This is a genomic window from Variovorax sp. LG9.2 (assembly GCF_035018885.1).
In the GTDB taxonomy this organism is placed as follows: Bacteria; Pseudomonadota; Gammaproteobacteria; order Burkholderiales; family Burkholderiaceae_C; genus Variovorax.
Genome location: NZ_JASJXB010000009.1, coordinates 21,954 through 45,693 on the forward strand (window position 1 = coordinate 21,954; position 23,740 = coordinate 45,693).

Below are 23,740 nucleotides of genomic sequence, written 5' to 3' on the forward strand. Positions count from 1 at the left end.
TCTAGACAAGCTTCTTGAGCAGGTCGGCCTTCTTGGCGTCGAACTCTTCCTGCGTGAGGATGCCCTTGGTCTTGAGCTCGCCGAGCTTTTCGAGCGTGGTCATGACATCGGCGGGGCTGACGACCGCGACCGACGATTGCGCAGCCGCTGCGGCAGCGCTCGCGGCGGCTGCGGCGTTGTTGTTCGGATTCAGGCCCTGCGCCAGGTTCTGCGCCATCACCTGACCGAGCGCCACACCGGCCCCCAGGCCCATCGCGTCGCCCGCGATGCCACCGCCGCTGGCCGAGCCCTCGGCAAACTTCGGAATCGCCTGCGCGGTCTGGTACTGCATGAACTTTCCCATGTCGTTGCCGACCATGCCCATGCCGATCTTCTGGTCGAGGATCTTCTGCAGCTCTTCCGGCAGCGACACGTTCTGCACCGTGATGTTCTCGAGCTTGATGCCGATCTTCTCGAACTCGGGCACGAGTTGCGCGGCCAACGCTTGCGCAAAGCTGATCTGGTTAGCCGCCAGGTCGAGAAACGGCACGCCGCTGGAGGCGATAGCGTTGCTGATGTTCTGCAGCACGATGCCGCGCAACTGGCCATCGAGATCGGTCACGCTATAGATGTCGCGCGTGCCCGAAATCTCGTTATAAAACAGCTTGGGGTCGGCAATCCGATAGCTGTAGTTGCCAAAGGCTCGCACACGCACCGCGCCGAAGTCCTTGTCGCGGATCGTGATGGGCTGCGGCGTTCCCCACTTCTGGTCGATCTGCTGGCGCGTGCTGAAAAAGTAAACGTCGCTCTTGAATGGCGACTCGAAGAGCTTGTCCCAGTTCTTCAGGTACGTGAGCACCGGCAGCGTCTGCGTGGTGAGCTTGTACATGCCGGGCCCGAAGACGTCGGCGACCTTGCCCTCGTTCACGAACAGCGCGATCTGCGATTCGCGCACGGTAAGCGAGCCGCCGTTCTGGATTTCCATCTCCGCCATCGGGAAGCGCCAGGCCAGCGTGCCATCGCCGGTCTCGGTCCACTGGATGATGTCGATGAACTGTTTCTTGATGAAATCCATCAGCGCCATGGTCGCTCCTCGTCCGGAATATGCCGGGGTGGTTTTTGACCTGGGGATATTGCCACATTGCCCCGCACGGCCACACGGATTTCGGGCGTGCTCGGCTCTGCCATGCGGCCTATGTCCGGCGGGGTCGGGGTCTACAATCGGCGCCCCCAGAAGAAGCGCGATTGCAGCGCAGCCCAAGGAGCCCAGGCCCATGTTCGAATCGACCCCCGCCACCCCGTCCGCGCCTTCTGCCGAGGACAAACGCGCCGAGCTGCGGCGCGCCGCGCTGGAGTATCACGAGTTCCCGGTGCCCGGCAAGATCGCCATCGCGGCGACCAAGCAAATGGTCAACCAGCGCGACCTGTCGCTGGCGTATTCGCCTGGCGTCGCCGCCCCGTGCGAAGAAATCGTCAAAGATCCGCTCAACGCCTTCAAGTACACCTCGCGCGGCAATTTGGTCGGCGTAATCACCAACGGCACCGCTGTGCTCGGGCTCGGCGACATCGGCGCGCTGGCTTCCAAGCCGGTGATGGAGGGCAAGGGCGTACTCTTCAAGAAGTTCGCAGGGGTCGATGTGTTCGACATCGAGATCGACGAGAAAGACCCTGCCAAGCTGGTCGAGATCATCGCGTCGCTGGAGCCGACCTTTGGCGCCATCAACCTCGAAGACATCAAGGCACCCGACTGCTTCTACGTCGAGCGCGAGCTGCGCAAGCGGATGAAGATCCCCGTGTTCCACGACGACCAGCACGGCACCGCGATCACGGTTGCCGCCGCAATGCTCAACGGCCTCAAAGTCGCGGGCAAAGACATCGGGCAGGTCAAGCTCGTCACGTCAGGCGCCGGTGCCGCCGCGCTCGCCTGCTTGAACTTGCTGCTCAAGGTCGGCCTGAAGCGCGAGAACGTCTACGTGACCGACCTTGCGGGCGTCGTCTACGAAGGCCGCACCGAGCTGATGGACGACGACAAACGCCAGTACATGCAGAACACCGAAGCGCGCTCACTGTCGGACGTGATCGAAGGCGCGGACGTGTTTCTGGGCCTCTCTGCAGGCGGCGTGCTGAAGCCGGCGATGGTCGCCAAGATGGCGCCCCGCCCGGTGATCTTCGCGCTGGCCAATCCCAACCCCGAGATCGCACCGGAAGACGCGCATGCGGTGCGCGACGACCTGATCATGGCGACCGGCCGCACCGACTACCCGAATCAGGTCAACAACGTCCTGTGCTTCCCGTACATCTTTCGTGGCGCGCTCGACTGCGGCGCGACGACGATCACCGACGAGATGGAAATTGCCGCAGTGCGCGCGATCGCCGAGCTGGCGCAAGCCGAGCAGAGCGAACGCGTGGCCGCAGCGTACGTTGGCGAGAAGCTCAGCTTCGGCCCCGAGTACCTGATCCCCAAGCCCTTCGATCCGCGGCTGATGATGAAGATCGCACCGGCCGTGGCGCAAGCTGCGGCCGACAGCGGCGTCGCGTCGCGCCCCATCAAGGACATGGACGCCTACCGCGACAAGTTGCAAAGCTTCGTCTACGCGTCGGGCACGACGATGAAGCCGATCTTCGACGCCGCCAAGCGCGCGACGAAAAAGCGCGTGGCATTTTCGGAGGGTGAAGAGGAGCGCGTGTTGCGCGCCGTACAGATCGTGGTCGACGAAGGCTTGGCGCGGCCGACGCTCATCGGTCGGCCGTCGATCATCGCGCAACGCATCGAGAAGTTCGGGTTGCGACTGAAGGAAGAGCTCGACTACGACATCGTCAACGTCGAGCAAGACCACCGCTACCGCGACTTCTGGCAGACCTATCACCGCATGACCGAGCGCGAAGGCACGACGGTGCAAACCGCGAAGATCGAGATGCGCCGGCGACTGACGTTGATCGGCGCGATGCTGCTGCACAAAGGTGAGGTCGATGGCCTGATCTGCGGCACTTGGGGCACGACGCACACGCATCTGCATTACATCGACCAGGTGATCGGCAAGCGACCTGGCGGATGCGAGAGCACGCCGCAGGACGTGCCGGTCTATGCCTGCATGAACGGCCTGCTGCTGCCGGATCGCCAGGTGTTCCTCGTCGACACGCACGTCAACTACGACCCGAGCCCGGAAGAACTGGCCGAAATTACGACCATGGCGGCGGAGGAAATGCTGCGCTTCGGGCTCAAGCCCAAGGCCGCGCTGCTGTCGCATTCGAACTTCGGCACCAGCAACGAGCCCAGCGCCCTCAAGATGCGCAAAACACTCGCGCTGCTGCGCGTGCAAGCGCCCTGGCTTGAAGTCGACGGCGAAATGCACGGCGACGTGGCTCTGGACGGCAAACAGCGCGACGCTGTCATGCCCCACAGCGCGTTGGCGGGAAATGCCAATCTGCTGGTGTTCCCCAACATCGACGCAGCCAACATTTCATACAACCTGCTTAAAACGGCAGCAGGCGGCAACATCGCCATCGGCCCGGTCCTGCTGGGTGCGGCCAAACCTGTGCATATTCTGACGGCGAGCGCGACGGTGCGCCGCATCGTCAACATGACGGCGTTGACAGTCGCCGACGCCAACGTCGAAAGATAAGGCGCTGCACCGAAAGCGGGCGCCAACTTAGCGGCGCACTGCAGTCTTTGTACCCTGCTCAATCTTTGAGCAGGGTACTTGCTATTTGTGCCGAGCTGGTGCACACTGGCGGGCTTGAATTTTCGGGTTAACCCCAAGGTTAATCCACCAATTCGACTCCCGCTCTTTTCCCTCTGGTGCCCCTGGCGGTCACTGTCCAGTCAATGGCCTCGATCACGTTTTTTGCCTCGAAGTTTGCGTTCACCGGCTTGTTGCTGGCGGCGTTGGCGACGGGAACATCTAATGTCGAAGCCCGCGATTGGTTCGGTCGCCTAGCCGGTCAATCCGCGAAGGAATCGATTGCACTGACCGAACTGCCGACGCAGGGTCAGCGAACTTACGAATCAATTTTGAACGGTGGCCCGTTTGCTCACGACAAAGACGGCATGGTTTTCGGCAACCGAGAACGCCAGTTACCCACAGCCCGTCGCGGAAACTACCGCGAATACACGGTCGAAACCCCGGGGTCGCGTGATCGCGGCGCCAGACGAATCGTCTGCGCAGGTGAGCGCAGGACGCCCGACACCTGCTGGTACACGGCAGACCACTATGCAAGTTTCCGGCGCATCGTCCCATGAAGACCGCATGAACGATGAACTGTTGAGGGGAGCGACGCCTCGAAGCGTCATGACGAAAGAAGACATGTTGACGACAACTATGGAAAGACCAACGGAGATGACCTTATCCCTTCGTTCCGTGCGACCGAACATCGTGCAGTCGATTCGCGCATTCCGCGTCAACGATCTGCAGGAAGCAGCGCACGCGGCGGGCCAGCACTTTCTCTATGCGAATCTGGGCAACGCCCAGACCAAGCAGGACGTGCTCGACCTGATTGCCCAGCAGTTCACCTTCCCGGCGCATTTTGGGAAGAATTTCGACGCGCTGTACGACTGCATGACAGACCCGTTGCATAAATCGGGCCCGCAGCCCGGTTTCATCATCGTGCTCGAGCAGATTCCGGCCAACGCCAAGTTCGACAAGGAAGCACGCGAGCAACTGCTCGATATCTTCCGGGACGCCTCGGACTACTGGGGGGATCGAAAGATACCCTTCAGGTGCTTTTATTCTTTTCTGTAGCCCGTTCTGCACACACCAGCCAAGCAGAACGGGCGAAAGAGGCTTCGCAGGGCACCGACGTGCTCTCGGGCATCGACCTCACCGTCGACCCCACAGCGGAAAAGATGCCGACCGACAAACTCGTCGATGTGTCGCCACTGGCGCTGCGTATGAGCAGCCCATTCAACTCCAACTATTGGCTTTCAGCTGCCTGAAGGCGGCCATAGAGGCAGCAAGAGAAAAGCCCGCAATGCGGGCTTTTCTCATTGTGTGACTTTCGTCGCATAGTCTGGTGGCACCGCCTGGGCTAAAGCCACGTATTCCGCGACGGGTACTTCTTCAGCGCGGCGCTGCGCATCGAACCCGCCTTCGAAGCCATGCGTCTCCAGCCATTTGCCCAATGTGTGGCGCATGATTTTCCGACGCTGGCTGAAGGCCACCTGGACGATCTCTCCGAGCCGCTTGACATCGACTGCCGGCGGAATGGCCAGCGGCACCATGCGCACGATAGCGCTGTCGACGCGTGGCGGCGGATCGAAGCTCTCGGGCGGTACGAACAGCACGTTGGTCATTTCGTAGCGCCACTGCAGCATCACGCTCAGGCGGCTGTAGTCGGACGTTGCCGGCTTGGCGACCATGCGATCGATCACTTCCTTTTGCAGCATGAAGTGCTGGTCAACCACCCGATGCGCCGAATCAAGCAGGTGAAACAGGATCGGCGTCGAGATGTTGTACGGCAGGTTGCCGACCACGCGAAGCCCCGTTGCCGGCGGCACCGCCAAGCGATCGGCCAAAGCACCGAAATCGACCTTCAACACATCCGACTCGATGACGTCGAGCTGACCATGAGCGCGCAACCTCACTGCCAGGTCGCGATCGAGCTCGATCACGGTAAGACGACCGAGACGCTCGACCAGCGGCTGCGTGAGTGCAGCGAGACCTGGGCCGATCTCGACCATGGCGTCACCCGGCTGCGGCGCGATCTCGTGCACGATCGCATCGATGATCCCGCCGTCGGTCAGAAAGTGCTGGCCGAAGCGCTTGCGCGGGATGTGCTTCACATCAACTTTGCGGCGGTTCGCGGTACTCGACGTACGCGCGGGCACGGACTTCTTGCGCCCAGGTTTCGAATGCTTCGTCAGCCTTCTTCTCACGCAACTCGGCACGCGCCGTTTCACGCTGCTCGGCCTGGCTGAGCTTGGATTCGCGACGCCCCTCGACCTGGATAAGGTGCACCCCAAAACGCGAGACCAGCGGGTCGCTGATCTGGCCGGGTGCCAACCGATCCATCGCTTCTTCGAACTCGGGCACGAACTGACCCGGTCGCGACCAGCCCAGCTCGCCGCCGTCCTTCGCGCTGCCATCTTGTGAGTTGTCGCGCGCCAAGGTCGCGAAATCAGCCGATCCGCTCTGGATGCGGCGCTTGTACTCGGCCAGTTTGGCCACCGCGTCAGTCGTTGGGACCTTGGGGTCGCTGCGCAGCAGGATGTGGCGCACTTGCGTTTGCGTGACCACGCCTTCGGCGGACCCGGCCTCGCCCTTGGCAAGCACCTTGATCACATGAAAACCAGCGCCCGAACGAACTGGCCCGGCAATGCCGTTGACCGCGACCGATTGCGTCGCCTCGACGAACAACGGCGGGTATTTGTCGGCGCTGCGCAAGCCGATGGCGCCGCCATTCACGCGTTCCGGAGAATCCGACAGGTCGCGTGCCAGTTTGGCGAAGTCTTCGCCCGCCTTGGCACGCTGCGCAATGCCCTGTGCCTTTTGCTGTGCCTTGGCGACATCCGCCGCGCTGGCACCGTCCGGCACCGCGACCAGCACCTGCGCCAGATTGATATCGGGTGCATTCGCTTTCGGGCTCAGCTTTTGCTCGCGCAGGTACTGGTCGACATCCAGGTCGGTGATCTTCAGCTTGTTGTCGACTTCTCGGTCGCGCAGACGCGTCAGCGTCAGCTGATTGCGCAGGTCGCTACGGAACTCGTCGAGCGTGATGCCATCGGCCTGGACGCGGGCGCGCAACTCGCTCAGGCTGAGCTGGTTCTGGCGCGCCACGGTCTGCTCGGCCTGCTCGATCGCGACATCGTCGACGTTGACTCGCGTCTCTTTCGCGAGCTGCAATTGCGCACGCTCCAGGACAAGCCGCTCCAGCACCAGGCGCGCAAGTTCAGCTCGCGGCACGCGCTCGGCCTCAGCGTTTTCTTTCAACACGCGAGACATCCGCGACTGCACTTCGGTGTTGGTGATCGGCTCCGAATTGACCAGCGCCACGATGTACTCCGCCGAGCGCTGCACGGCCGGGCCGGACGCCTTCGCTGCGGGTGCTGCCGCACCCGGTGCGGGAGCCACACGCGGGCCGGTACGCATGATGTCGGTGATGCCGCGACCGCTTGGGCGAAAGCCTTGCGCCTGTGCGCTGGACGTAACGACCAATGTCGCAAAACAGGCCAGAGTAAGGGTGGATCGGATGTGGTTCATGGCAGATGTCCTGGCAGATGGCTCAGTCGTAATTGGTGAAGCGGCTCGCGCCGGGATGGGGCGCGCGCAAGGGTTGATAACGCTGAATGTTTTGCGTCAGTGTGCGCAGCGGGCTGGTGCCCACACTGGCAAAACCGACGAACTCGAGCTGGAACATGAGCCGCGTACCCGCTGAGACTTGGCCGGTGCTCAAACGTTCCAGCACCACGCGGCCGATCCAGCAGCAGCCGTCATATTCGAAGCCGAGCACGCCATCGGTCAAGGTCTTGTCCTGGATGCTGTAGTTAAGGCGGCCGACCGCATACCAGCGCCCACCACCCGCACCGCGCCCCGGCCCCAGGTCTTTGCCCTTGTCGCCCCACAGGTCGTTCAGCGGCCACTGAAAGCCGACGTCGATCGACTTGTTGCCGTCGCTACCGCCGGCCGTCGTCGGCGCCTGGAAGCGGTATGACGCAGTGAGGTTGTGATACTGCTCCGGGCTGTAGCGTGCCGTGACCGCGGTGCGCACCGAACGGTGCGTGTCGGCGTTGTACTGGAACGTCGTGTCCAGGCTCCATTTCGACGTCCAGTTGATCTGGGCGCCCAGCAGCAGATCGCTCACCCCGGCCGGCGAGGCGACAGACGCAGCAGTCGATCCGGTGGCGGGCAGCGTCACGTCCTGGTCCCGGATGCGATACCGCTGTGCGATTCCGAAGCGCGCGGCCTCTGCACCGGTGTCGGCGTCGTACAGGCGCGTGGTCAGGCCGACCGTGAGCGCATTGGTGGCCGACACCCGGTCGTGCCCTGAAAACTCGTTCTCGGTGTAGACCGTCGCAAAGTTGAAGTCGTTGGACGCGCTGTCGTAGACCGGCAGATTGCTCTGGTTGCGGTACGGCGTGTACACGTAATAGGCCCGTGGTTCCAGCGTCTGCCGGAAGGCACGTCCGAAGAAATTGGCATCGCGCTCAAAGATCAAGCCGCTGTCGAGGCTGAAGGTCGGCACCGTACTTGACGCGCTGGTCGAGCCGTTGGCCAGCGCTGAGTCGAGCTGGTAGCTGGCGGTGTGCAGCTTGAGCTTGGGGATGATGAAACCGCCCGACGACAAGAGCGGCCGGCTGATCTCGCCCTCGGCGAACACGCGGTCGCCGTTGGGCTGCAGCTGCACCGACGGATCGGCCCTGAAGCGCGTGTAGTCGGTCGCCAGCTTGATGTCCAAGCCGTGCCAGTCGTACTTGGCATAGTTGGCGGTGATCTGCGGCAGTCGATCGTACGGGGGCGTGATGGTCGAGGCGTCGTACTGCAGCGTCTGGTACTTGGTCGCGCCGAAAGCGCCGCTCCAGTCGTCCTTGCTCCAGTTGAGCGCGCCATTGGTCGCCAGCAGACGCGAGGTCAGCGACGGAGTGCGCGTGAAATCGCGCCAATAGTTGTCGTCGCTCACGCGGTTGATGTTGAACACCATGCCGAGCGAATCCAGCTCGAAAGGCTTGGGATCGAAGGTTTGCTCATGGTGCGTCCAAAGACCCCAGCGCTTGCGATCGCGCAGCTCGTCCGTCGGCATGTAGTCGAAGCGGATCTGGCCGGAGTACTTGTCCTCGAGGTATCGAAATTCGCTGCCCAGATTGACGCCGCGCTTGCTCATCAGGTCCGGATAGAAGGTCGCATCCCGGTTGGGCGCGATGTTCCAGTAATACGGCGCCGTGATGTCGATTCCGTTGACGCTGCTGATGCCCACCGTCGGTGGCAGGAAGCCGGTCTTGCGATCGTTGTTGAGCGGGAAGCTCATGGACGGCAAGGCCGGTGTGCTGATGCCCATGAAGCTCAGCCGTGCATCGGTCGCCACGCCGACGTTTTCTTCGGAGTCGGTGGTGAGCGTCGCCGCGGTCAGGAGCCAGGCCGGCATCCAGCCGGGATAGTCTTCGCGCCGACACGTGGTGTATGTCGCCTGGCGAGCGACCGACACGTTGCTGTCGACGAAATCGATTCGCTCGGCGTCGCCATGGGCACCCGTGGCGAGGAATCGATAACGCACGTTGTTGAAAAAACCCTCGAAGGTTTCGAGCTTCAACTCGAGCTCGGGGCCCTCGTAGACATTGCCCGCCTGATTCACGCGAACATTGCCACGGGCCTTGGCCAGATCGTCCGGCTGGTAGTACTCGAGGCGGTCGGCGTTGATGACGGTGTCGCCCCGTCGCATCGAGGCATGGCCTTCGACGATCGTTTCAAGATCGGGTCGGCCCGAAAGCTTGTCGCCATCGACAAAGCTCGGGAGCTGGCCCCGCTCGGCTGGCGGCAATGTTTCGGTGAGCTGCGGCGTGCGCTTGAGCATGAGCGGCGGATCGACGGCGGGCGCATCCTGCGCCAGCGCGCCGTGCGCATGCAGCAACGCAAGTGACAGCGCGGCCAGAGGCAGCGGCGCGCGGCGACGACGCCACATGGCTCGTTTCATTTCAGGCATCGGCACGGTGCAAGGGTTCGTCGGGAAACGGCGCAACTGGGCCGGTGGTTGCAGGGAGGTCGGCTGCGCGGCTGCGAGTCGGATTTGTAGAATCGATTATCCATGACAGCCTCCTCGTCTCCCGCCCCTGAAAACACGACCCCGGTACAACCGTCGCAGCCCTTCGAAGCTGTCGATGCGATCGTCTGGCCAGACACGGCTCGGTCCGCGGCCTTCGACGGCTGGCTGGCGAGCCTGGTGACAACACAACGGTTGCGTCCGGACACCGTCCGCCTCGCATCCGCCGATGCGAGCTTTCGCCGGTATTTCAGGGTCGACACTGCCGACGGCACGACACGCATCGTGATGGATGCACCGCCCGAAAAAGAAGACAGCGCCCCCTTCGTGAAGGTCGCTGCCCTGATGCGCGAGGCCGGCGTGACAGCGCCCGCGGTGCTCGAGTGGGATCAAAGGTACGGCTTTCTGCTGCTCGACGATCTGGGCCACCGCACGATGCTAGACGTCGTCGACCCGGCGAACGCCAACGCCAGCCGGCCGCTATACGACGAGGCGATCGACGCGCTGATCCGCTGGCAGCTCGCATCGCGCCCGGACGTACTGCCGCCCTACGACCGCGCCTTGCTCGAACGCGAGCTTGCCCTTTTTCCGCAGTGGTACATCACGCAGCACCGCGGCATGGCGATCACCGGCAAGTTGCAGGAGCGGCTGGAACGCAGCTTCAAGCTCATCGTCGAGAGCAACCTGGCCTCGCCCAACGTCTATGTGCACCGCGACTTCATGCCGCGCAACCTGATGGTTCGCGACGGTGCAGCAGGCGGCTTGCTCAATGCTGCCAATGACATCAAGGGCGGTACGCGCCTTGGTGTCCTGGACTTTCAGGACGCGGTCTACGGCCCGATCACCTATGACATCGCCAGCTTGTTGCGCGATGCTTTCCTGAGCTGGGATGAAGCGTTTGTGCTCGATGTCACCGTGCGCTATTGGACCGCCGCCCGCAAGGCCAAGTTGCCGGTCGATGCCGACTTCGGCGCCTTCTATCGTGCGGTCGAGTGGATGGGTTTGCAACGCCACCTGAAGGTCGCTGGCATCTTCGCGCGCCTCACCTTGCGCGACGGCAAGCCGAAGTACCTGGCCGACACGCCCCGCTTCATCGCCTACATTCGCGCCACTGCGGCCCGGTACATGGAACTGACGCCACTGCTGCGCGTGATCGACGAAGTCGAAGGCAACACGGCTTTGTCCGGCTTCGCGTACGGCCGCGTCTGAGATGCCACGGTTTCATTGTTCGGTACCGTTGAGTGCCCGTGTATCACTGGACCTGCCAGCAGGCGCTGCGCGCCATGTGCAGGTGCTGCGCATGCAGCCTGGCGATGCGCTGACGCTGTTCGACGGCGTCGGCGGCGAGTACGACGCGACGGTCGAGCGCATGGGCCGCAGCGATGTTGCAGTCATGGTCGGCGACCATCGTTCGATAGAGCGCGAAGCAGCGCGTGCCGTGCATCTTGTCGTCGGCATGCCAGCCAACGAGCGCATGGACTGGCTGGTCGAAAAGGCAACCGAATTGGGGGTCGCGAGCATCCAGCCGCTGATGACGGCGCACGGCGTGCTGCGCCTGGCCGGTGAACGTGCCGACAAGAAGCGCGCGCATTGGGAAGCCATCGCCATCGCCTCGTGCGAGCAATGTGGACGCAACCGCGTGCCGGTGATCCATCCGGTCCGGTCGTTCGCTGCGTGGCTCGGTTCGATGCCTTCAGAAGCGGCGCCGGCGGATGCACCGGCACGCTTCGTCCTCAGCCTGGCGGACGGGACGCGTCCCTTGAACGCCGTGCTTCCGACGATCGGTGGCCGCGACGCACTGGTCTTGAGCGGGCCCGAAGGCGGCCTGAGCGGCGGCGAAGAGCAAGAGGCAATTGGGCACGACTTCATGCCGGCCACGCTCGGTGCACGCGTACTGCGCGCTGAAACCGCAGCGCTGGCGGCATTGATGTTGTTGTCCGACGCATCCGAAGCCCGCTAGGCCCCTCAACCCTGTTCCGCCCGTTCCTCCGATGCTTGCCCTCAAACTTCGTCGCCTCGCTTCTGTCACTTCCGCAATCGCGCTCCTTTGCTCGAGCGCGCTTCACGCCCAAGGCTTCAATGCCGTGGCGCCAACGCCGCTGCAGGTGTCACCCGCCGTCGACAAGGCGTTCGAACAACTGATGGCCTCACAGGTCATCAAGCAGTTGCTCGAAGCGGTGCAAGCCGACCACACCCGCTCGATCGAAGACCTGAAGATGCTGACCGAGATTGAAGCGCCGCCCTTCAAGGAGCAGAAGCGCGCCGAGGCTTATCTCGCACGCATGAAAGCACTCGGCCTCGCCGATGCACGCATCGACAGCGAAGGCAACGTCGTCGGCCTGCGCAAAGGCACCGGTAACGGTCCCAAGCTGTTGATCTCGGCGCACCTCGACACGGTGTTTCCGGCTGGCACCGACGTCAAGGTGAAAGAGCGCGACGGCAAGCTCTACGCGCCCGGTATTTCAGACGACGTACGCGGCCTGTCGGTGCTGCTGTCGTGGCTCAAGGTACTCAACGACAACAAGGTGCAGACCGTCGGCGACCTGCTCTTCGTCGGTAATGTCGGCGAAGAAGAGCTCGGCAACCTACGCGGCATGAAGCACATTTTTGCCGAGCATCGCGACATCGACGGCATGGTCGGCCTCGAGCCGGCACCCGATGGTGCTGTGCTCGTGCTGGGCACCGGCAGCCATCGCTATGAAGTGACCTTCAAAGGTCCGGGTGGGCACAGCTACGGCGCCTTCGGGCAGGTGCCGAGTGCCATCCACGGCATGGGCCGCGCCATCGCCAAGATCGCCGACATCCAGACGCCGAGCGTGCCGCGGACGACCTTCACTGTTGGCACCGTGGGCGGCGGCACCTCGGTCAACACCATTGCGCCCGACGCGCGCATGGCGATCGACATCCGCTCCGATGCGATGGCGCCGCTGCTCGAAACCGAGAAGAAAATCCTGACCGCTATCGACGAAGCCGTCGTTGCGGAGAACAAGCGCTGGAACGTCGACACGCTGACCGTATCGACCAAGCTCATCGGCGATCGCCCGGGTGGCCGCACACCGGGCGATTCGGTCATCGTCGAAGCAGCAGTGCGATCGAACACCGCCTTCGGCCTCAAGACGCTGATGTCAGGTGCGAGCACCGACGCCAATGTGCCGATGTCTCTCGGCATTCCCGCCATCGTCATCGGCGGCGGCGGAAAGACCGGCAACTTTCATGCGCTGTCGGAATGGATCGACGTCACCGATGCGTGGAAGGGTGCGCAGAACTCGCTCTTCACCGTGCTCGGGCTGGTCGGCGTGCAAGGCGTGAGCGAACCACTGCTGGCAAAGCGCCCGCCCCGGACGGCTGTCGTCGGTCAGGCAACGGCGCCGAAGTAATTGCAGCAAGACGGCGCGCCCGGTAGGGAAAAGACAGTTTCCTTTATTCCGCGCGTCAACCGACAATGCCAGCAGTTCTGTCACACGCACGAGGGGAAACTCATGGGATTGTTCGATTCGATAGTCGGTCAGGTGTTGGGCGGGTTGCCGCAGTCGCAGTCGGCACCGCAGGGCGGCATGCCTGCCGGTGGCATGCCCATGGGTGGCGGCCTAGGCGGGATCGGTGACCTCGGCGGTTTGGCCGGTGCACTCGGCGGCCTGCTCGCCAACAACGGGTCGCAAGGCGGACTCGGCGGCCTGGTCTCCAAGTTCGAGCAAGCCGGCCTCGGCGATGTCGTCGGCTCGTGGATCGGCAAAGGCGACAACGTGCCGATCTCTGGCGGTCAGCTCAACGACGTGCTCGGCAATGACACCGTGGCGAGCATCGCCAGCAAGTTGGGCATCAACGCGGCGACGCTGTTGCCTCTGCTGGCGACCATGCTGCCGCAGTTGATCGACCATCTGACGCCGCACGGACAAGTACCCGCTCAGGGCTTAGGCGAGCACGACGATTTGCTGTCATCGTTGAGCGGATTGCTTCAAAAGGGCTAGCAAAGAAGCCTGCAGGTTTCATCGCAAGTTGAGCGCTCGGGAGGGCGCTCTTTTTTTGTCTATTGCGATCAGGCGGTCGCAGTGGCACCTGCCGCATGCGCGGCATGCGCCACAGGCAATGCGGCGATGACTTCGGCCACGGCTGCCGTCAGCTTCTTCGCATACGGCACATGCAGGAACTCGTTGGGCCCGTGCGCGTTGCTCTTGGGGCCGAGCACGCCGCACACCATCATCTGCGCGGTCGGAAAGCCCGCACTCAGCATGTTCATAAGCGGGATGGTGCCGCCCTGCCCGATGTAGCCGCACGGCGCGCCGAAGTGCGCCTGGCTCGCCGCGTTGAGCGCCTGCTCGAACCACGGCGTGATGGCAGGTGCGTTCCAGCCGGTGGCGCCGCCACCGTGCTCGAAGGTCACCTTGGCCTGGTACGGCGCGTTGTCTTCGAGCAGCGCCTTCATTTCCGCAACCGCCGCACCGGCATCGACCAGTGGCGGGAGGCGCAGCGACAGCTTGAACGCGGTGTAGGGACGCAGCACGTTGCCCGCATCTTTGAGCGCCGGAAAGCCTTCGGCCCCGGTCACGCTCAAGGTCGGCTTCCAGGTGCGATTGAGCAGCGCCTCGAGCGGGTCGGTGGTGGTCGGCAGGGCGAAGGCGGTAGAGCCACCGCAGTCGTAGTGCGCCCATGGAAAGCGCTTGTAGACTTCTTCGCCGAGGATCGCGGCTGTCGCCTTGGCTTGCGCCAGCCGGTCTGCCGGCACTTCGCAATGAAAGCTGGCCGGCAACATGCGACCGGTGGCGCTGTCTTCGAGCCGGTCGAGTACCTGCCGCATGATCCGAAAGCTCGACGGCACCAGGCCCGACGCATCGCCGGAGTGGATGCCTTCGGTCAGCACTTCGACCTTGAGCGTGCCGCTGGCCATGCCGCGCAGCGACGTGGTCAGCCAGAGCTGGTCGTAGTTGCCGGCGCCGGAATCCAGGCAGATCACCAGCCCGACTTCGCCGAGCCGATCTTTCAGCGCGGTGACGTAAGGCAGCAGGTCGTACGAGCCGCTTTCTTCGCAGGTTTCGATCAGGCCGACGATGCGTGGGTGCGCCGCGCCTTGCGCCTTCAGGGCCTGCAGCGCGGCGACGCTGGCGTACACCGCGTAGCCATCGTCCGCACCACCGCGGCCATACAACAGACCGTCCAGATACTTGGGCGTCCAGGGGCCGAGGTCGTTGCGCCAGCCGGTGAACTCGGGTTGCTTGTCGAGGTGGCCGTACATGAGCACGGTGTCGGTCATCGTGGTGCCGGTTGCGGGTACCTCGAAGAACAGCACGGGCGTGCGGCCTTCGAGCCGGACGATCTCGAGCTTGAGGCCTTCGACCTTCTGCGCTTCGACCCAGTTCGCTGCGTTGCGCAGCACCGTGTCGAGATAGCCATGCGCTGACCAGTCTTTGTCGAAACCGGGCGACTTGGCCGGGATCTCGATGTAGTCGGTCAGTTGCTTGACGATGTCGGTGTCCCATTTGACAGTGACATCGGACAGGGCGCGGCCAGCGTCGAGCAGGCCGGTGGGAATTTCGCGGTGCAGGGGTGCATTCATGTGGGGTCTCCGCTGAAGGTGAGCAGGGGCAAAACATTATTCTGCGCCGCTTGGAGAGGTTGACGAAAGCGAAAGGCCGAACGCACCATGCAACCCCATGGCAACTTCGAAACCAACCATCTCGAACATACGGGTCGGCATCGGCGGCTGGACCTTCGAACCGTGGCGCGACAACTTCTATCCCAAGGGCCTGTCGCATGCCAAAGAGCTCGGCTACGCCAGCCGGCACACGACCGCCATCGAGGTCAACGGCACCTACTACAGCACCATGAAGCCCGAAAGCTTCAGGAAGTGGCACGACGAGGCGCCGGACGACTTCGTCTTTTCGCTCAAGGCCACGCGCTACGCAACCAACCGCAAGCTGCTTTCGACCGCTGGCGAATCGATCGAGCGATTCATCGGCAGCGGCCTCACCGAATTGGGTAAGAAGCTTGGACCCATCGTCTGGCAGTTCATGCCAACCAAGCAATTCGATCCGGAAGACTTCGAGGCCTTTCTCGCCCTTCTGCCGAAGAAGGAAGGCAGCCATGCGTTGCGCCACGTGATGGACGTACGGCATCCGAGCTTTATCGTGCCCGAGTACCAAAAGCTCGCGAAAAGGTACAAGGTGACGACGGTCTTCACCGACTCCGACAAGTTCCCTTCGTTCGAACAACCCGAGGGCGAGTTCACCTATGCACGGCTCATGATGAGCGATGCGAAACTGAAGACCGGCTACGCGCCAAAAGCACTCGATGCATGGGCCGAGCGAGCGCAGAAATGGGCAGCGCCGTCGGCCAAAAAGAGGAGTGACGTGTTCGTCTATTTCATCAACGGCGCCAAAGAAAAAGCACCGGCCGCGGCAGGTGCTTTGTTGGAGCGTCTTGGATGGAAGCCCGCCGCCTGAGAACGCTCGTGAAAGCTTTCCGGATCAGGCTGATTGCAGCGGCTTGTTGGTCTCGACGCTCTTGGCACCCGAGGCACCGAAGCTGATTTCGCCAGACAGCTGGCCGCCTTCTTCGATCACGATCTTGCTGTAGCGAACCTTGCCGGTGACCTTGCCAGTGGCGTGGATCACGAGCTTCTCACGCACCGTGAGGTTGCCGTCGAACAGGCCATGGATCTCGGCAATGTCGATCTCGGCCGAGCCCTTGAAGGCGCCCTGCTCGGCGATCTGCATCACCCGCGAGTCCATCGTGGCCTCGACCAGACCTTCGACGATCAGCGTATCGCAATCGGTGATCTCGACGCCCTTGAGCTTGATGTTGGGGCCGACGGTGAGCTTGCTGCCGCCTTCCTTCATCGGCGAGCCGCCGGCTGCGGCATTGGCGGCTTGCGCGTTGACGAGAGACGAAGGATGCACGGGGCTGCCCGACAGATTGGTCGGCGTGCCGACCAATGGAGCAGGACGGGAAGTGAGCGAATCGGTGTCGCCGGTGCGTTTGCCGAAGAAGGGGGACTGTGTGGCCAAGGGTAGCTCCTCTAGAAAGATCCCCTATCGTAAGAACGCAGTCGGGCGGTTCGGCGCTTCTTGGACAAATTTTGAGTAACTGAATAAAACGACTGGGCCTGCGTTGCATACTTTTGGCTGCGTGGGATTGCCATCGAACGCCTCGGCCGCCTGGCCCGCATGCTGCGGCCGGTGGGTAGTGCCCTGAGCTCAATCCTCGACACGATCGATCCACCCAATCCACCCGATACGACCTTGCGATGCGTCGCCGAGCCGCTGCAACACTGCCAACGCCGCCTTGCGAACCGGCATGGGCTGCACGCATCCCACGAAGCGGCTCTTCTTGACGAACAGCTCGCTGTGGACCGGCGATGCGAGCGTGAACGCCGTTATCAGTTCGACGAGGGAGAAACCTTCATGCGTATGCCTTCATCGATGCGGTTCACCGAACGACTTTCATCGAAGTTTTCCAGCCAAGCCCTTCGTGCGCCGTGGTGCGCGGCCGGTATTCGCAACCCAGCCAGCCGTCCCAGCCACCATTGGCCGACAACTCATCGATGAGCGCGAACAGATAGGCGTAGTTGAGCTCGCCCTGATCAGGCTCGTTGCGCTCGGGCACGCTAGCGATCTGCAGATGCCCGACGCGCCCGGTCGGCAGGTACTTGCGCAACTTCATCGCGACGTCGCCCTCGACGATCTGGCAGTGGTACAGGTCCATCTGCACTTGCAGATTGAGCGCGCCGACCGCATCGATGATCTCGTGCGCATGGTCTTGTCGGTTCAAGAAGAAACGCGGTATGTCGCGCGTGTTGATGGGCTCGATCAACAACCCAGTGCCCTGTTTCGCCGCCTCGACCGCGGCCCAATGCAGGTTGGCGATGTAGGTCGGCTGCAAGGTGTCGCGCTCTATGCCTTCGGGTACCAGGCCGGCCATCACGTGGATGCGTGGGCACGACAGCGCCTTCGCATAGCCCAAGGCCTTGTGGATGCCAGCGCGAAAATCAGCCTCGCGCCCGGGCAAGCAGGCGATGCCGCGTTCGCCGCCATCCCAGTCGCCCGGCGGCGCGTTGAAGAGCACTTGCTGCAGGTCGTTGTCGCGCAATCGAGCTGCCAGATCGGCCTCTGGCCACTCGTACGGGAAGAGGTACTCGACCGCTTTGAAGCCATCTTTCGCCGCTGCTTCGAAGCGATCGAGAAACGGAAGCTCGTTGTAGAGAAAACTCAGATTGGCCGCGAATTTCGGCATGGAAAAACTCCTGTCTCGTTGTTGTTCAGTGGCTGGTCTTCGTGCCGGCGTCGCCTCAGGCGCGCTCGAACTTGAACACCGCCGTGCTGGCGCGCGCATTGGGCATCCAGCGTACCTTACGGTCCTCCTGCACGCCAAAAGAGTCGAGCACGCGCAGCTGGTTCTTCCCGGCAAGCACCTCGAAATCCTTGAAGGTGCCAACGCGGATATTGGGCGTGTCGTACCACTGATACGGCAGGCGTCGCGTCACAGGCATGCGGCCACGCGCCACGCTCAAGCGATTCGGCCAATGCGCGAAATTTGGGAAGGCGACGATGCCGATACGCCCGACGCGCGCGGTCTCGCGCAGCATCACTTCGGCATTGCGCAGATGTTGCAGCGTGTCGATCTGAAGCACCACATCGAAGGAGGCGTCGTCGAACATCGCCAGGCCTTCATCGAGATTGAGCTGGATGACATCGACACCGCGGCGAATGCACTTGAGCACGTTGCCGTCGGCGATCTCGACGCCATAGCCGCTGCAACCACGCTCGCGTTGCAACAGGTCGAGCAGGGCACCGTCGCCGCAGCCCAAGTCGAGCACGCGCGCGCCGTGAGGCACCAGACGGACGATCAGTTGTTGGGTGTCGCTATCGCTCATGGGTTGCTCAGAAGTTCGCTCATGCCGGCGACCCCAGCTCGGTTGCGACGCGCTCGAAGTAGGAGCGCACGACGCCGACGTAGCGCACATCGTCGAGCAAGAAGGCATCGTGGCCGTGCGGCGCATCGATCTCGGCGTAGCTTACGTTGCGACGGTTGTCGAGCAAGGCCTTCACCATCTCGCGGCTCCGGGCCGGCGAAAAGCGCCAGTCGGTCTTGAAGCTGACCAACAAGAACTTGGCTGTGGCCTGGGCCAAGGCAAGGCTCAAGTTGCCGCCGTGGTCACGTGCCGGATCGAAGTAGTCCAGCGCGCGGGTGATGAGCAAATAGGTATTGGCGTCGAAGTACTCGCTGAACTTGTCGCCCTGGTAGCGCAAGTAACTTTCGATCTGGAATTCGACCTCTTGCGTCGAATAGCGATAAGTCGTCGGGTCGGCCTCGCCTTTGACGGCGCCGAGCGCCGCTGGGCCGCCCGGAGGCGCTAGCGCCCCCCCGGGGGACAGCGAACCACGCGCAGCGGGTAGCGTGGGGGCCCGCGGCTGCAGCATTCGCCCGAACTTCTCGTTCATCACGTCGTCGCTGAGGTAGGTGATATGGCCGATCATTCGCGCGATCCGCAAACCGCGCTTCGGGATGACGCCGTGCTCATAGAAGTGGCCGCCATTGAAGTCCGGGTCGGTCACGATGGCGCGGCGAGCGACCTCGTTGAAGGCGATGTTCTCGGCCGTGAGGTTGGGCGCGCTGGCGATGACGACGGCATGACCAACGCGCTCCGGATATTGCAAGGTCCACGACAAGGCCTGCATGCCGCCCAGGCTACCGCCCATAACGGCAGCGAGCCGCTGGATGCCAAGTCGGTCGAGCAACGCAGCTTGCGCGTCGACCCAGTCTTCGACCGTCACCACCGGGAAGTCGGCGCCGTAGATGCGGCCGGTCGCCGGGTCGGTGTGCATGGGACCGGTCGAGCCGAAGCACGAGCCCAGGTTGTTGACGCCGATGACGAAGAAGCGATCGGTGTCGAGCGGCTTGCCCGGGCCGATCATGTTGTCCCACCAGCCTTCCGACTTCTCCTGACCTTCGTACATGCCCGCGACGTGGTGCGAAGCATTGAGCGCATGGCACACCAACACCGCGTTGCTCTTGTCGGCATTGAGCTTGCCGTAGCTTTCCCAGGCAAGCGAGTAATCGCTGATCGACGCGCCGCTTCGCAGAGCAAGCGGCCCCGTGAACGACATCAACTGAGAAATAACGATCATGAAAGAACTCGGCCTCGCCAAAAACGAGCCGGGTCCGGCATCCGTCTTTAGCAGTATTTGTTAAGCGCCCGCAAGCTGGAAGCAAATCGGCGCGTCGGGAAAGTATAGCAACGCATCCGCTATCAGGGCGGCGGCACCATGCACCACGCCGAACGCCTATGTTGTAAGCGGGCGCTGACTTCACCAATGTTGCAGCGCAAGACACAAACACAAATTCCTCGTTGCATTTATGAGATTTCACTCATAATAAAAACGCCTCCCGCCAACTTCCGGGGCGGCAAATTCGGTGATCGGCCAGCTACGCGCGACACAACGGTTCGTTGGGTCACGCCTTCAGGGCTCCATCGCTTTTGTGTTTGTGTTGATATCAGGAGTCCATCGATGGGCAACAAACTGTACGTCGGCAATCTGCCGTATTCGGTCCGCGACGGTGATCTGGAACAGGCTTTCGGTCAGTTCGGCGCGGTGACCAGCGCCAAGGTGATGATGGAACGGGATACCGGCCGTTCCAAGGGCTTCGGTTTCGTCGAAATGGGCAGTGACGCGGAAGCGCAAGCAGCCATCAACGGCATGAACGGCCAACCGCTCGGCGGCCGCAGCGTCGTCGTCAATGAAGCCCGGCCGATGGAAGCCCGTCCTCCGCGCAGCGGTGGCGGCTACGCCGGTGGTGGTGGATATGGCGGCGGTGGTGGAAGTGGTGGCGGAGGAGGCTACGGCGGTGGCGGTGGCCGAAGCGGCGGCGGTGGTGGCGATGGTGGCGATGGTGGTTTCCGCAGCCCTTACGGTGCTGGCCCACGCGGTGGCGGTGGTGGCCGCAGCGGTGGTGGCGGTAGCAGCGGCGGTGGCAGTGGTGGTGGCTACGGAGGCGGTGGCAACGGCGGCTACTGAGCAGCAAGTTGCTCAGAACTAAAAGGCTCCTCGGGAGCCTTTTTGAATGGTTAGTTCTCCGTCTGCCGCTTTTTCCGCCCGCGTCCTTGCACGAGCCGGTCGTACAGCGCGTTGGGCACCAAGCGCATGAGCTTGGCGATCATGCCCATTTGCCAGGGAATGACCCGGTAGCTGGTACCGGACTCGATCGTCTTGAAGGCAGCGTCCGCGAACTCGCTGGCCTGCATCAAAAAGGGCATGCCGTAGCGGTTGCCTTGCGTCAGTGGCGTGTCGATATAGCCGGGGCACAGCGTGACGACCTTAACGCCGCTCGGTCGCAATTCGCCGCGCAGACTTTCGCAATACGCCACGACGCCGGACTTGCTGGCGCAGTAGGCGCCATGCCCCGGCAACCCACGAATTGACGCGACGCTGCCGATGCCAACCAAGCGCCCGCTGCCGCGCTTCGCCATGGCGGCGACGAACGGATGAAAGGTCGCTGCCAGACCGATGTTGTTCACTGCGAAAGTGCGGGCCAGCACGTCGATATCGCCCCGCTGCGCGGTGTCGATCCCGACACTGATGCCGGCATTGGCGATCACCACGTCGGGCAAGCCCTGACAGGCGATGCAATCCGCGCCGGCCGCCACGATGCTGTCGATTTGCGCTACGTCCGCGCCATAGATCTGAAAGCGGTCGGTAGCCAGTTGCCGGGTTTGCGCCCACGATTCGATCTCGGAGGTGCGGCGGGCCACCAGCGCGAGGTTGTAGCCGGCTTCGTAGAAACGCGCTGCCAGCGCCTGGCCGATGCCGCTCGATGCACCGGTGATGAAAACAAGGGGTGCCATGGCGGTTCCAGTGGTGGTCAAGAGACGGTCAGCGTTTTTTGGTGGCAGCCGGCGCCGGGTTCGCGCCTGGCATCAGCACACCGCGCACGCGGCCGCGCAGCACGGCAACGCCGGTCATGTTGTCGTAGTCGAGGTTGTCGGCAGTGAACTTGTCGGCGCCGCGCGTGAGGGTCACGGGCTGGTTCGACGTCACGCGTTCGGTGTCGAGAAACGCGTAAAGGAACTCGCCACGAAACTGCATTTCGGGCACCGGCTGACCACCGGCTGCGCTGCCCGGTTCACGGGTGACGATCGCGTCGCCGAAGAGCTGGACCTCGCTGCCGTCGGCGTTCGAGAGCCCGCGATTGGCAGTGGCACGCGTGGTAAAGCCGGTCGGAGAAATCGAGCGCAAGCGGACCTTGTCGACCTCGAGCGTGTCGGTGTCGGGGAAGTGCCGGCCTTCAGTGCCGAACAACTCGCTTCGCAAATCGCCGTTGGCAAGGTAGTTCTTGATGACGAAGCCGCGCATGAAGTAGTCGGGTTCGTGCACCGGCGCCACCTTGGCTGTGGGGGCGATCAAACGCGGCGCGTTGCGCACCAGCCAGTAGGTGCCGAGTGCCAGCACCGCAGTCAGGATGATCGGCAGGTAGATCGTGACGCGATCGAAACCATCGCGCAGCAGCGCCCAGGTCGACTTCATGCGGCCGGTCCGCGCGCGGCGTCGAGCAAGCGGCGGTAGTGGCCGTTTGCAGTCAGCATCAGATCGCAGAATTCACGCGCCGCGCCCTCGCCACCGCGTGCCTTGGTGACATAGAGCGCCACCTCGAGAACTTCGATGTGCGCGTTGGCTGGCGCGACAGGAAGGGCGACCCGACCTAGCACCGGCAGGTCGGGCCAGTCGTCGCCGATGGCCGCGGCCTGCGACCAAGTGAATCCGAGCGCCGCGAGCATTGCCTCGGCCGCGGGCAATTTGTCTTCGGTGCCGAAGCGTACGTGTTCGATACCGAGTGCCGCCAGCCGCACGCGCAACGGCTTGGAGTCGCGACCGGTGATCACCGCTGGCGTGATGCCGGCCATTCGCAACAGCTTGAGGCCATAGCCGTCGAGGGTGTTGAAGCGCTTGAGCGTTTCGCCTTCTTCGGTGAAGTAAACGCCGCCGTCGGTGAGCACACCGTCGACGTCGAAGAAGGCGATGCGGATGTCCTGTGCGGCGAGCAGGGTTTCGGCCTTGAACGGGAACGGCATCAGATGACTTTCGCCCGCATCAGGTCGTTGATGCTGAGCGCGCCAATCAGCAAGCCGTCGGCGTCCACGACCAGCACGCTGGTAATGCGGTGCTGTTCCATCAGTTCGGCCGCTTCGACGCCCAGCGCATCGGCGCGGATTGTGCGCGGTGTGTGGTGCATGACCTCGCTCGCCGTCAGCGCACGCAGGTCGGCGCCGGTTTCGATCAGGCGGCGCAGATCGCCATCGGTGAAGACGCCGATGGCGTGGCCCTCTGCATCCACCACGGCGGCAGCGCCCAGGCCCTTTGAACTCATCTCGCGCATCAGCACGCTCATGCTCGCGTCGCGGGTGACGCGTGGCACGTTGTCGCCGCTGCGCATCAGGTCGGCCACATGCGTGAGCAGCTTGCGGCCGAGCGCGCCGCCAGGATGCGAGCGCGCGAAGTCTTCGGTACCGAACCCGCGGGCGTCGAGCAGGGCCACCGCCAGGGCATCGCCCAGCGCCATTTGCGCGGTGGTGCTCGCGGTGGGTGCGAGGTTGAGCGGGCAGGCTTCTTTCTCGACACCGCTGTCCAGCAGGATGTCGGCGTGCCGGCCGAGCATGCTGTCGGCGCGGCCCGTCATGGCGATCAGCGGCACGCCTTGGCGCTTGACGACCGGCAAGATGGCGGCGAGCTCATCGCTTTCGCCGCTGTTCGAAATGGCGATCACCAGGTCGACAGACTTGATCATGCCGAGATCGCCATGACTGGCTTCGGCCGGGTGCACGAACATCGCCGGCGTGCCGGTCGATGCCAGCGTGGCGGCGATCTTGCGGCCGACGTGGCCGCTCTTGCCCATGCCCATCACGACCACGCGGCCGCGCACGTTCAGGATCAGGTCGATCGCCTCGACGAAGCTCGGGCCGATTCGGCTCTTCAGGCCGAGCACGGCGGCCGCCTCGATGTCGAACGTGGTCCGGGCACGAGCAAGCATCTTGTCGGGGTCGGTCGGGGCGACCAGGGGAGGGCGGGAACTCATCGACCGGATTTTA

23 protein-coding genes and 1 pseudogene are annotated in these 23,740 nt (G+C 63.2%); 10 read left to right on the plus strand and 14 right to left on the minus strand.

The features are described 5' to 3' along the window. Position 1: 1 nt before the first annotated feature. The gene (locus QN413_RS11465) at positions 2-1,063 is read right to left on the minus strand and encodes an SPFH domain-containing protein (RefSeq protein WP_323496733.1); all 1,062 of its coding nucleotides are present in this window, start codon (positions 1,061-1,063) and stop codon (positions 2-4) included. 190 nt (positions 1,064-1,253) lie between these two features. On the opposite strand from QN413_RS11465, the gene QN413_RS11470 reads away from it, so the two are divergent. The 4 genes from QN413_RS11470 to QN413_RS11485 all read left to right on the plus strand — a co-directional run bounded on the left by QN413_RS11470 (position 1,254) and on the right by QN413_RS11485 (position 4,912). Further along, positions 1,254-3,602 (plus strand): NADP-dependent malic enzyme, encoded by a 2,349-nt coding sequence (locus QN413_RS11470; protein WP_323496734.1) that lies wholly within the window; start codon positions 1,254-1,256, stop codon positions 3,600-3,602. 203 nt (positions 3,603-3,805) lie between these two features. Beyond that, positions 3,806-4,219: a ribonuclease domain-containing protein gene (locus QN413_RS11475; RefSeq protein ID WP_323496735.1), complete on the plus strand. Its 414-nt coding sequence runs from the start codon at positions 3,806-3,808 to the stop codon at positions 4,217-4,219. 64 nt (positions 4,220-4,283) lie between these two features. After that, positions 4,284-4,718 (plus strand): barstar family protein, encoded by a 435-nt coding sequence (locus tag QN413_RS11480; RefSeq protein ID WP_261802611.1) that lies wholly within the window; start codon positions 4,284-4,286, stop codon positions 4,716-4,718. Between the two features lie 59 nt (positions 4,719-4,777). Continuing rightward, complete coding sequence (locus tag QN413_RS11485; RefSeq protein ID WP_261802507.1) at positions 4,778-4,912, plus strand: hypothetical protein; 135 nt, start codon at positions 4,778-4,780, stop codon at positions 4,910-4,912. Between the two features lie 48 nt (positions 4,913-4,960). Here QN413_RS11485 and rsmA read toward each other — a convergent pair whose 3' ends face one another. Genes rsmA through QN413_RS11500 form a run of 3 tightly spaced genes read right to left on the minus strand, consistent with a single transcriptional unit; the run spans position 4,961 to position 9,600 of the window. After that, on the minus strand, positions 4,961-5,758 hold the full coding sequence (rsmA, locus tag QN413_RS11490) for a 16S rRNA (adenine(1518)-N(6)/adenine(1519)-N(6))-dimethyltransferase RsmA (protein WP_323496736.1): 798 nt from the start codon (positions 5,756-5,758) through the stop codon (positions 4,961-4,963). A gap of 1 nt (position 5,759) precedes the next feature. After that, complete coding sequence (locus QN413_RS11495) at positions 5,760-7,175, minus strand: peptidylprolyl isomerase (RefSeq protein ID WP_323496737.1); 1,416 nt, start codon at positions 7,173-7,175, stop codon at positions 5,760-5,762. 22 nt (positions 7,176-7,197) lie between these two features. Beyond that, the gene (locus QN413_RS11500) at positions 7,198-9,600 is read right to left on the minus strand and encodes an LPS-assembly protein LptD (protein WP_323496738.1); all 2,403 of its coding nucleotides are present in this window, start codon (positions 9,598-9,600) and stop codon (positions 7,198-7,200) included. 111 nt (positions 9,601-9,711) lie between these two features. Here QN413_RS11500 and QN413_RS11505 point away from each other — a divergent pair, with 111 nt between their 5' ends. The 4 genes from QN413_RS11505 (at position 9,712) to QN413_RS11520 (ending at position 13,634) form a co-directional block, all read left to right on the plus strand. Beyond that, a complete protein-coding gene (locus QN413_RS11505) occupies positions 9,712-10,875 on the plus strand; it encodes an aminoglycoside phosphotransferase family protein (protein WP_323496739.1) in 1,164 nt (387 codons plus the stop codon). A gap of 1 nt (position 10,876) precedes the next feature. Further along, positions 10,877-11,626: a 16S rRNA (uracil(1498)-N(3))-methyltransferase gene (locus QN413_RS11510; protein ID WP_323496740.1), complete on the plus strand. Its 750-nt coding sequence runs from the start codon at positions 10,877-10,879 to the stop codon at positions 11,624-11,626. 31 nt (positions 11,627-11,657) lie between these two features. Beyond that, positions 11,658-13,043: a M20/M25/M40 family metallo-hydrolase gene (locus QN413_RS11515; protein WP_323496741.1), complete on the plus strand. Its 1,386-nt coding sequence runs from the start codon at positions 11,658-11,660 to the stop codon at positions 13,041-13,043. A 102-nt stretch (positions 13,044-13,145) separates the two neighbouring features. After that, the gene (locus tag QN413_RS11520; RefSeq protein ID WP_409050897.1) at positions 13,146-13,634 is read left to right on the plus strand and encodes a YidB family protein; all 489 of its coding nucleotides are present in this window, start codon (positions 13,146-13,148) and stop codon (positions 13,632-13,634) included. 68 nt (positions 13,635-13,702) lie between these two features. Here the strand turns inward: QN413_RS11520 and QN413_RS11525 are convergent, their stop codons facing one another. After that, a complete protein-coding gene (locus tag QN413_RS11525; RefSeq protein WP_323496742.1) occupies positions 13,703-15,217 on the minus strand; it encodes a M20 family metallopeptidase in 1,515 nt (504 codons plus the stop codon). A gap of 97 nt (positions 15,218-15,314) precedes the next feature. Between QN413_RS11525 and QN413_RS11530 the strand changes: the two genes are divergently transcribed. Further along, positions 15,315-16,103: a DUF72 domain-containing protein gene (locus QN413_RS11530; RefSeq protein WP_323496743.1), complete on the plus strand. Its 789-nt coding sequence runs from the start codon at positions 15,315-15,317 to the stop codon at positions 16,101-16,103. A 24-nt stretch (positions 16,104-16,127) separates the two neighbouring features. Here the strand turns inward: QN413_RS11530 and QN413_RS11535 are convergent, their stop codons facing one another. The 5 genes and pseudogenes from QN413_RS11535 to metX form a co-directional block, all read right to left on the minus strand. Next, a complete protein-coding gene (locus tag QN413_RS11535; protein ID WP_187053727.1) occupies positions 16,128-16,667 on the minus strand; it encodes a bactofilin family protein in 540 nt (179 codons plus the stop codon). Positions 16,668-16,916: 249 nt separating this feature from the next. After that, positions 16,917-17,039: pseudogene (locus QN413_RS11540) on the minus strand (IMPACT family protein); the annotation flags it as partial. A 49-nt stretch (positions 17,040-17,088) separates the two neighbouring features. Beyond that, the gene (gene otnI, locus QN413_RS11545; protein WP_323496744.1) at positions 17,089-17,892 is read right to left on the minus strand and encodes a 2-oxo-tetronate isomerase; all 804 of its coding nucleotides are present in this window, start codon (positions 17,890-17,892) and stop codon (positions 17,089-17,091) included. 55 nt (positions 17,893-17,947) lie between these two features. After that, positions 17,948-18,532: a methionine biosynthesis protein MetW gene (gene metW, locus QN413_RS11550; protein ID WP_323496745.1), complete on the minus strand. Its 585-nt coding sequence runs from the start codon at positions 18,530-18,532 to the stop codon at positions 17,948-17,950. A gap of 19 nt (positions 18,533-18,551) precedes the next feature. Beyond that, positions 18,552-19,787: a homoserine O-acetyltransferase MetX gene (gene metX, locus QN413_RS11555; protein ID WP_323496746.1), complete on the minus strand. Its 1,236-nt coding sequence runs from the start codon at positions 19,785-19,787 to the stop codon at positions 18,552-18,554. Positions 19,788-20,168: 381 nt separating this feature from the next. Here metX and QN413_RS11560 point away from each other — a divergent pair, with 381 nt between their 5' ends. Continuing rightward, positions 20,169-20,675 carry an RNA-binding protein gene (locus tag QN413_RS11560; protein ID WP_323496747.1) on the plus strand — a complete coding sequence of 169 codons (507 nt, stop codon included), beginning with the start codon at positions 20,169-20,171 and terminating at the stop codon, positions 20,673-20,675. A gap of 50 nt (positions 20,676-20,725) precedes the next feature. Here the strand turns inward: QN413_RS11560 and QN413_RS11565 are convergent, their stop codons facing one another. Genes QN413_RS11565 through QN413_RS11580 form a run of 4 tightly spaced genes read right to left on the minus strand, consistent with a single transcriptional unit; the run spans position 20,726 to position 23,727 of the window. Then, on the minus strand, positions 20,726-21,502 hold the full coding sequence (locus QN413_RS11565; RefSeq protein WP_323496748.1) for an SDR family oxidoreductase: 777 nt from the start codon (positions 21,500-21,502) through the stop codon (positions 20,726-20,728). A gap of 28 nt (positions 21,503-21,530) precedes the next feature. Continuing rightward, positions 21,531-22,181, minus strand: coding sequence for an LPS export ABC transporter periplasmic protein LptC (lptC, locus tag QN413_RS11570; RefSeq protein ID WP_323496749.1), 651 nt, complete (start codon positions 22,179-22,181; stop codon positions 21,531-21,533). Next, positions 22,178-22,726, minus strand: a complete 549-nt coding sequence (locus tag QN413_RS11575; protein WP_323496751.1) for a KdsC family phosphatase — start codon at positions 22,724-22,726, stop codon at positions 22,178-22,180. Before QN413_RS11575 ends, lptC begins: the two co-directional genes overlap by 4 nt. After that, a complete protein-coding gene (locus QN413_RS11580; RefSeq protein WP_323496752.1) occupies positions 22,726-23,727 on the minus strand; it encodes a KpsF/GutQ family sugar-phosphate isomerase in 1,002 nt (333 codons plus the stop codon). The genes QN413_RS11575 and QN413_RS11580 overlap by 1 nt, the downstream gene beginning before the upstream one ends. Positions 23,728-23,740 lie beyond the last annotated feature (13 nt).

Coding starts and splice junctions, on each gene's coding strand:
- QN413_RS11465 (WP_323496733.1), bottom strand. CDS start 1,063: ATGGCGCTGATGGATTTCATCAAGAAACAGTTCATCGACATCATCCAG.
- QN413_RS11470 (WP_323496734.1), top strand. CDS start 1,254: ATGTTCGAATCGACCCCCGCCACCCCGTCCGCGCCTTCTGCCGAGGAC.
- QN413_RS11475 (WP_323496735.1), top strand. CDS start 3,806: ATGGCCTCGATCACGTTTTTTGCCTCGAAGTTTGCGTTCACCGGCTTG.
- QN413_RS11480 (WP_261802611.1), top strand. CDS start 4,284: ATGTTGACGACAACTATGGAAAGACCAACGGAGATGACCTTATCCCTT.
- QN413_RS11495 (WP_323496737.1), bottom strand. CDS start 7,175: ATGAACCACATCCGATCCACCCTTACTCTGGCCTGTTTTGCGACATTG.
- QN413_RS11500 (WP_323496738.1), bottom strand. CDS start 9,600: ATGAAACGAGCCATGTGGCGTCGTCGCCGCGCGCCGCTGCCTCTGGCC.
- QN413_RS11505 (WP_323496739.1), top strand. CDS start 9,712: ATGACAGCCTCCTCGTCTCCCGCCCCTGAAAACACGACCCCGGTACAA.
- QN413_RS11510 (WP_323496740.1), top strand. CDS start 10,877: ATGCCACGGTTTCATTGTTCGGTACCGTTGAGTGCCCGTGTATCACTG.
- QN413_RS11515 (WP_323496741.1), top strand. CDS start 11,658: ATGCTTGCCCTCAAACTTCGTCGCCTCGCTTCTGTCACTTCCGCAATC.
- QN413_RS11520 (WP_409050897.1), top strand. CDS start 13,146: ATGGGATTGTTCGATTCGATAGTCGGTCAGGTGTTGGGCGGGTTGCCG.
- QN413_RS11525 (WP_323496742.1), bottom strand. CDS start 15,217: ATGAATGCACCCCTGCACCGCGAAATTCCCACCGGCCTGCTCGACGCT.
- QN413_RS11530 (WP_323496743.1), top strand. CDS start 15,315: ATGGCAACTTCGAAACCAACCATCTCGAACATACGGGTCGGCATCGGC.
- otnI (WP_323496744.1), bottom strand. CDS start 17,892: ATGCCGAAATTCGCGGCCAATCTGAGTTTTCTCTACAACGAGCTTCCG.
- metW (WP_323496745.1), bottom strand. CDS start 18,532: ATGAGCGATAGCGACACCCAACAACTGATCGTCCGTCTGGTGCCTCAC.
- metX (WP_323496746.1), bottom strand. CDS start 19,787: ATGATCGTTATTTCTCAGTTGATGTCGTTCACGGGGCCGCTTGCTCTG.
- QN413_RS11560 (WP_323496747.1), top strand. CDS start 20,169: ATGGGCAACAAACTGTACGTCGGCAATCTGCCGTATTCGGTCCGCGAC.
- QN413_RS11565 (WP_323496748.1), bottom strand. CDS start 21,502: ATGGCACCCCTTGTTTTCATCACCGGTGCATCGAGCGGCATCGGCCAG.
- lptC (WP_323496749.1), bottom strand. CDS start 22,181: ATGAAGTCGACCTGGGCGCTGCTGCGCGATGGTTTCGATCGCGTCACG.
- QN413_RS11575 (WP_323496751.1), bottom strand. CDS start 22,726: ATGCCGTTCCCGTTCAAGGCCGAAACCCTGCTCGCCGCACAGGACATC.
- QN413_RS11580 (WP_323496752.1), bottom strand. CDS start 23,727: ATGAGTTCCCGCCCTCCCCTGGTCGCCCCGACCGACCCCGACAAGATG.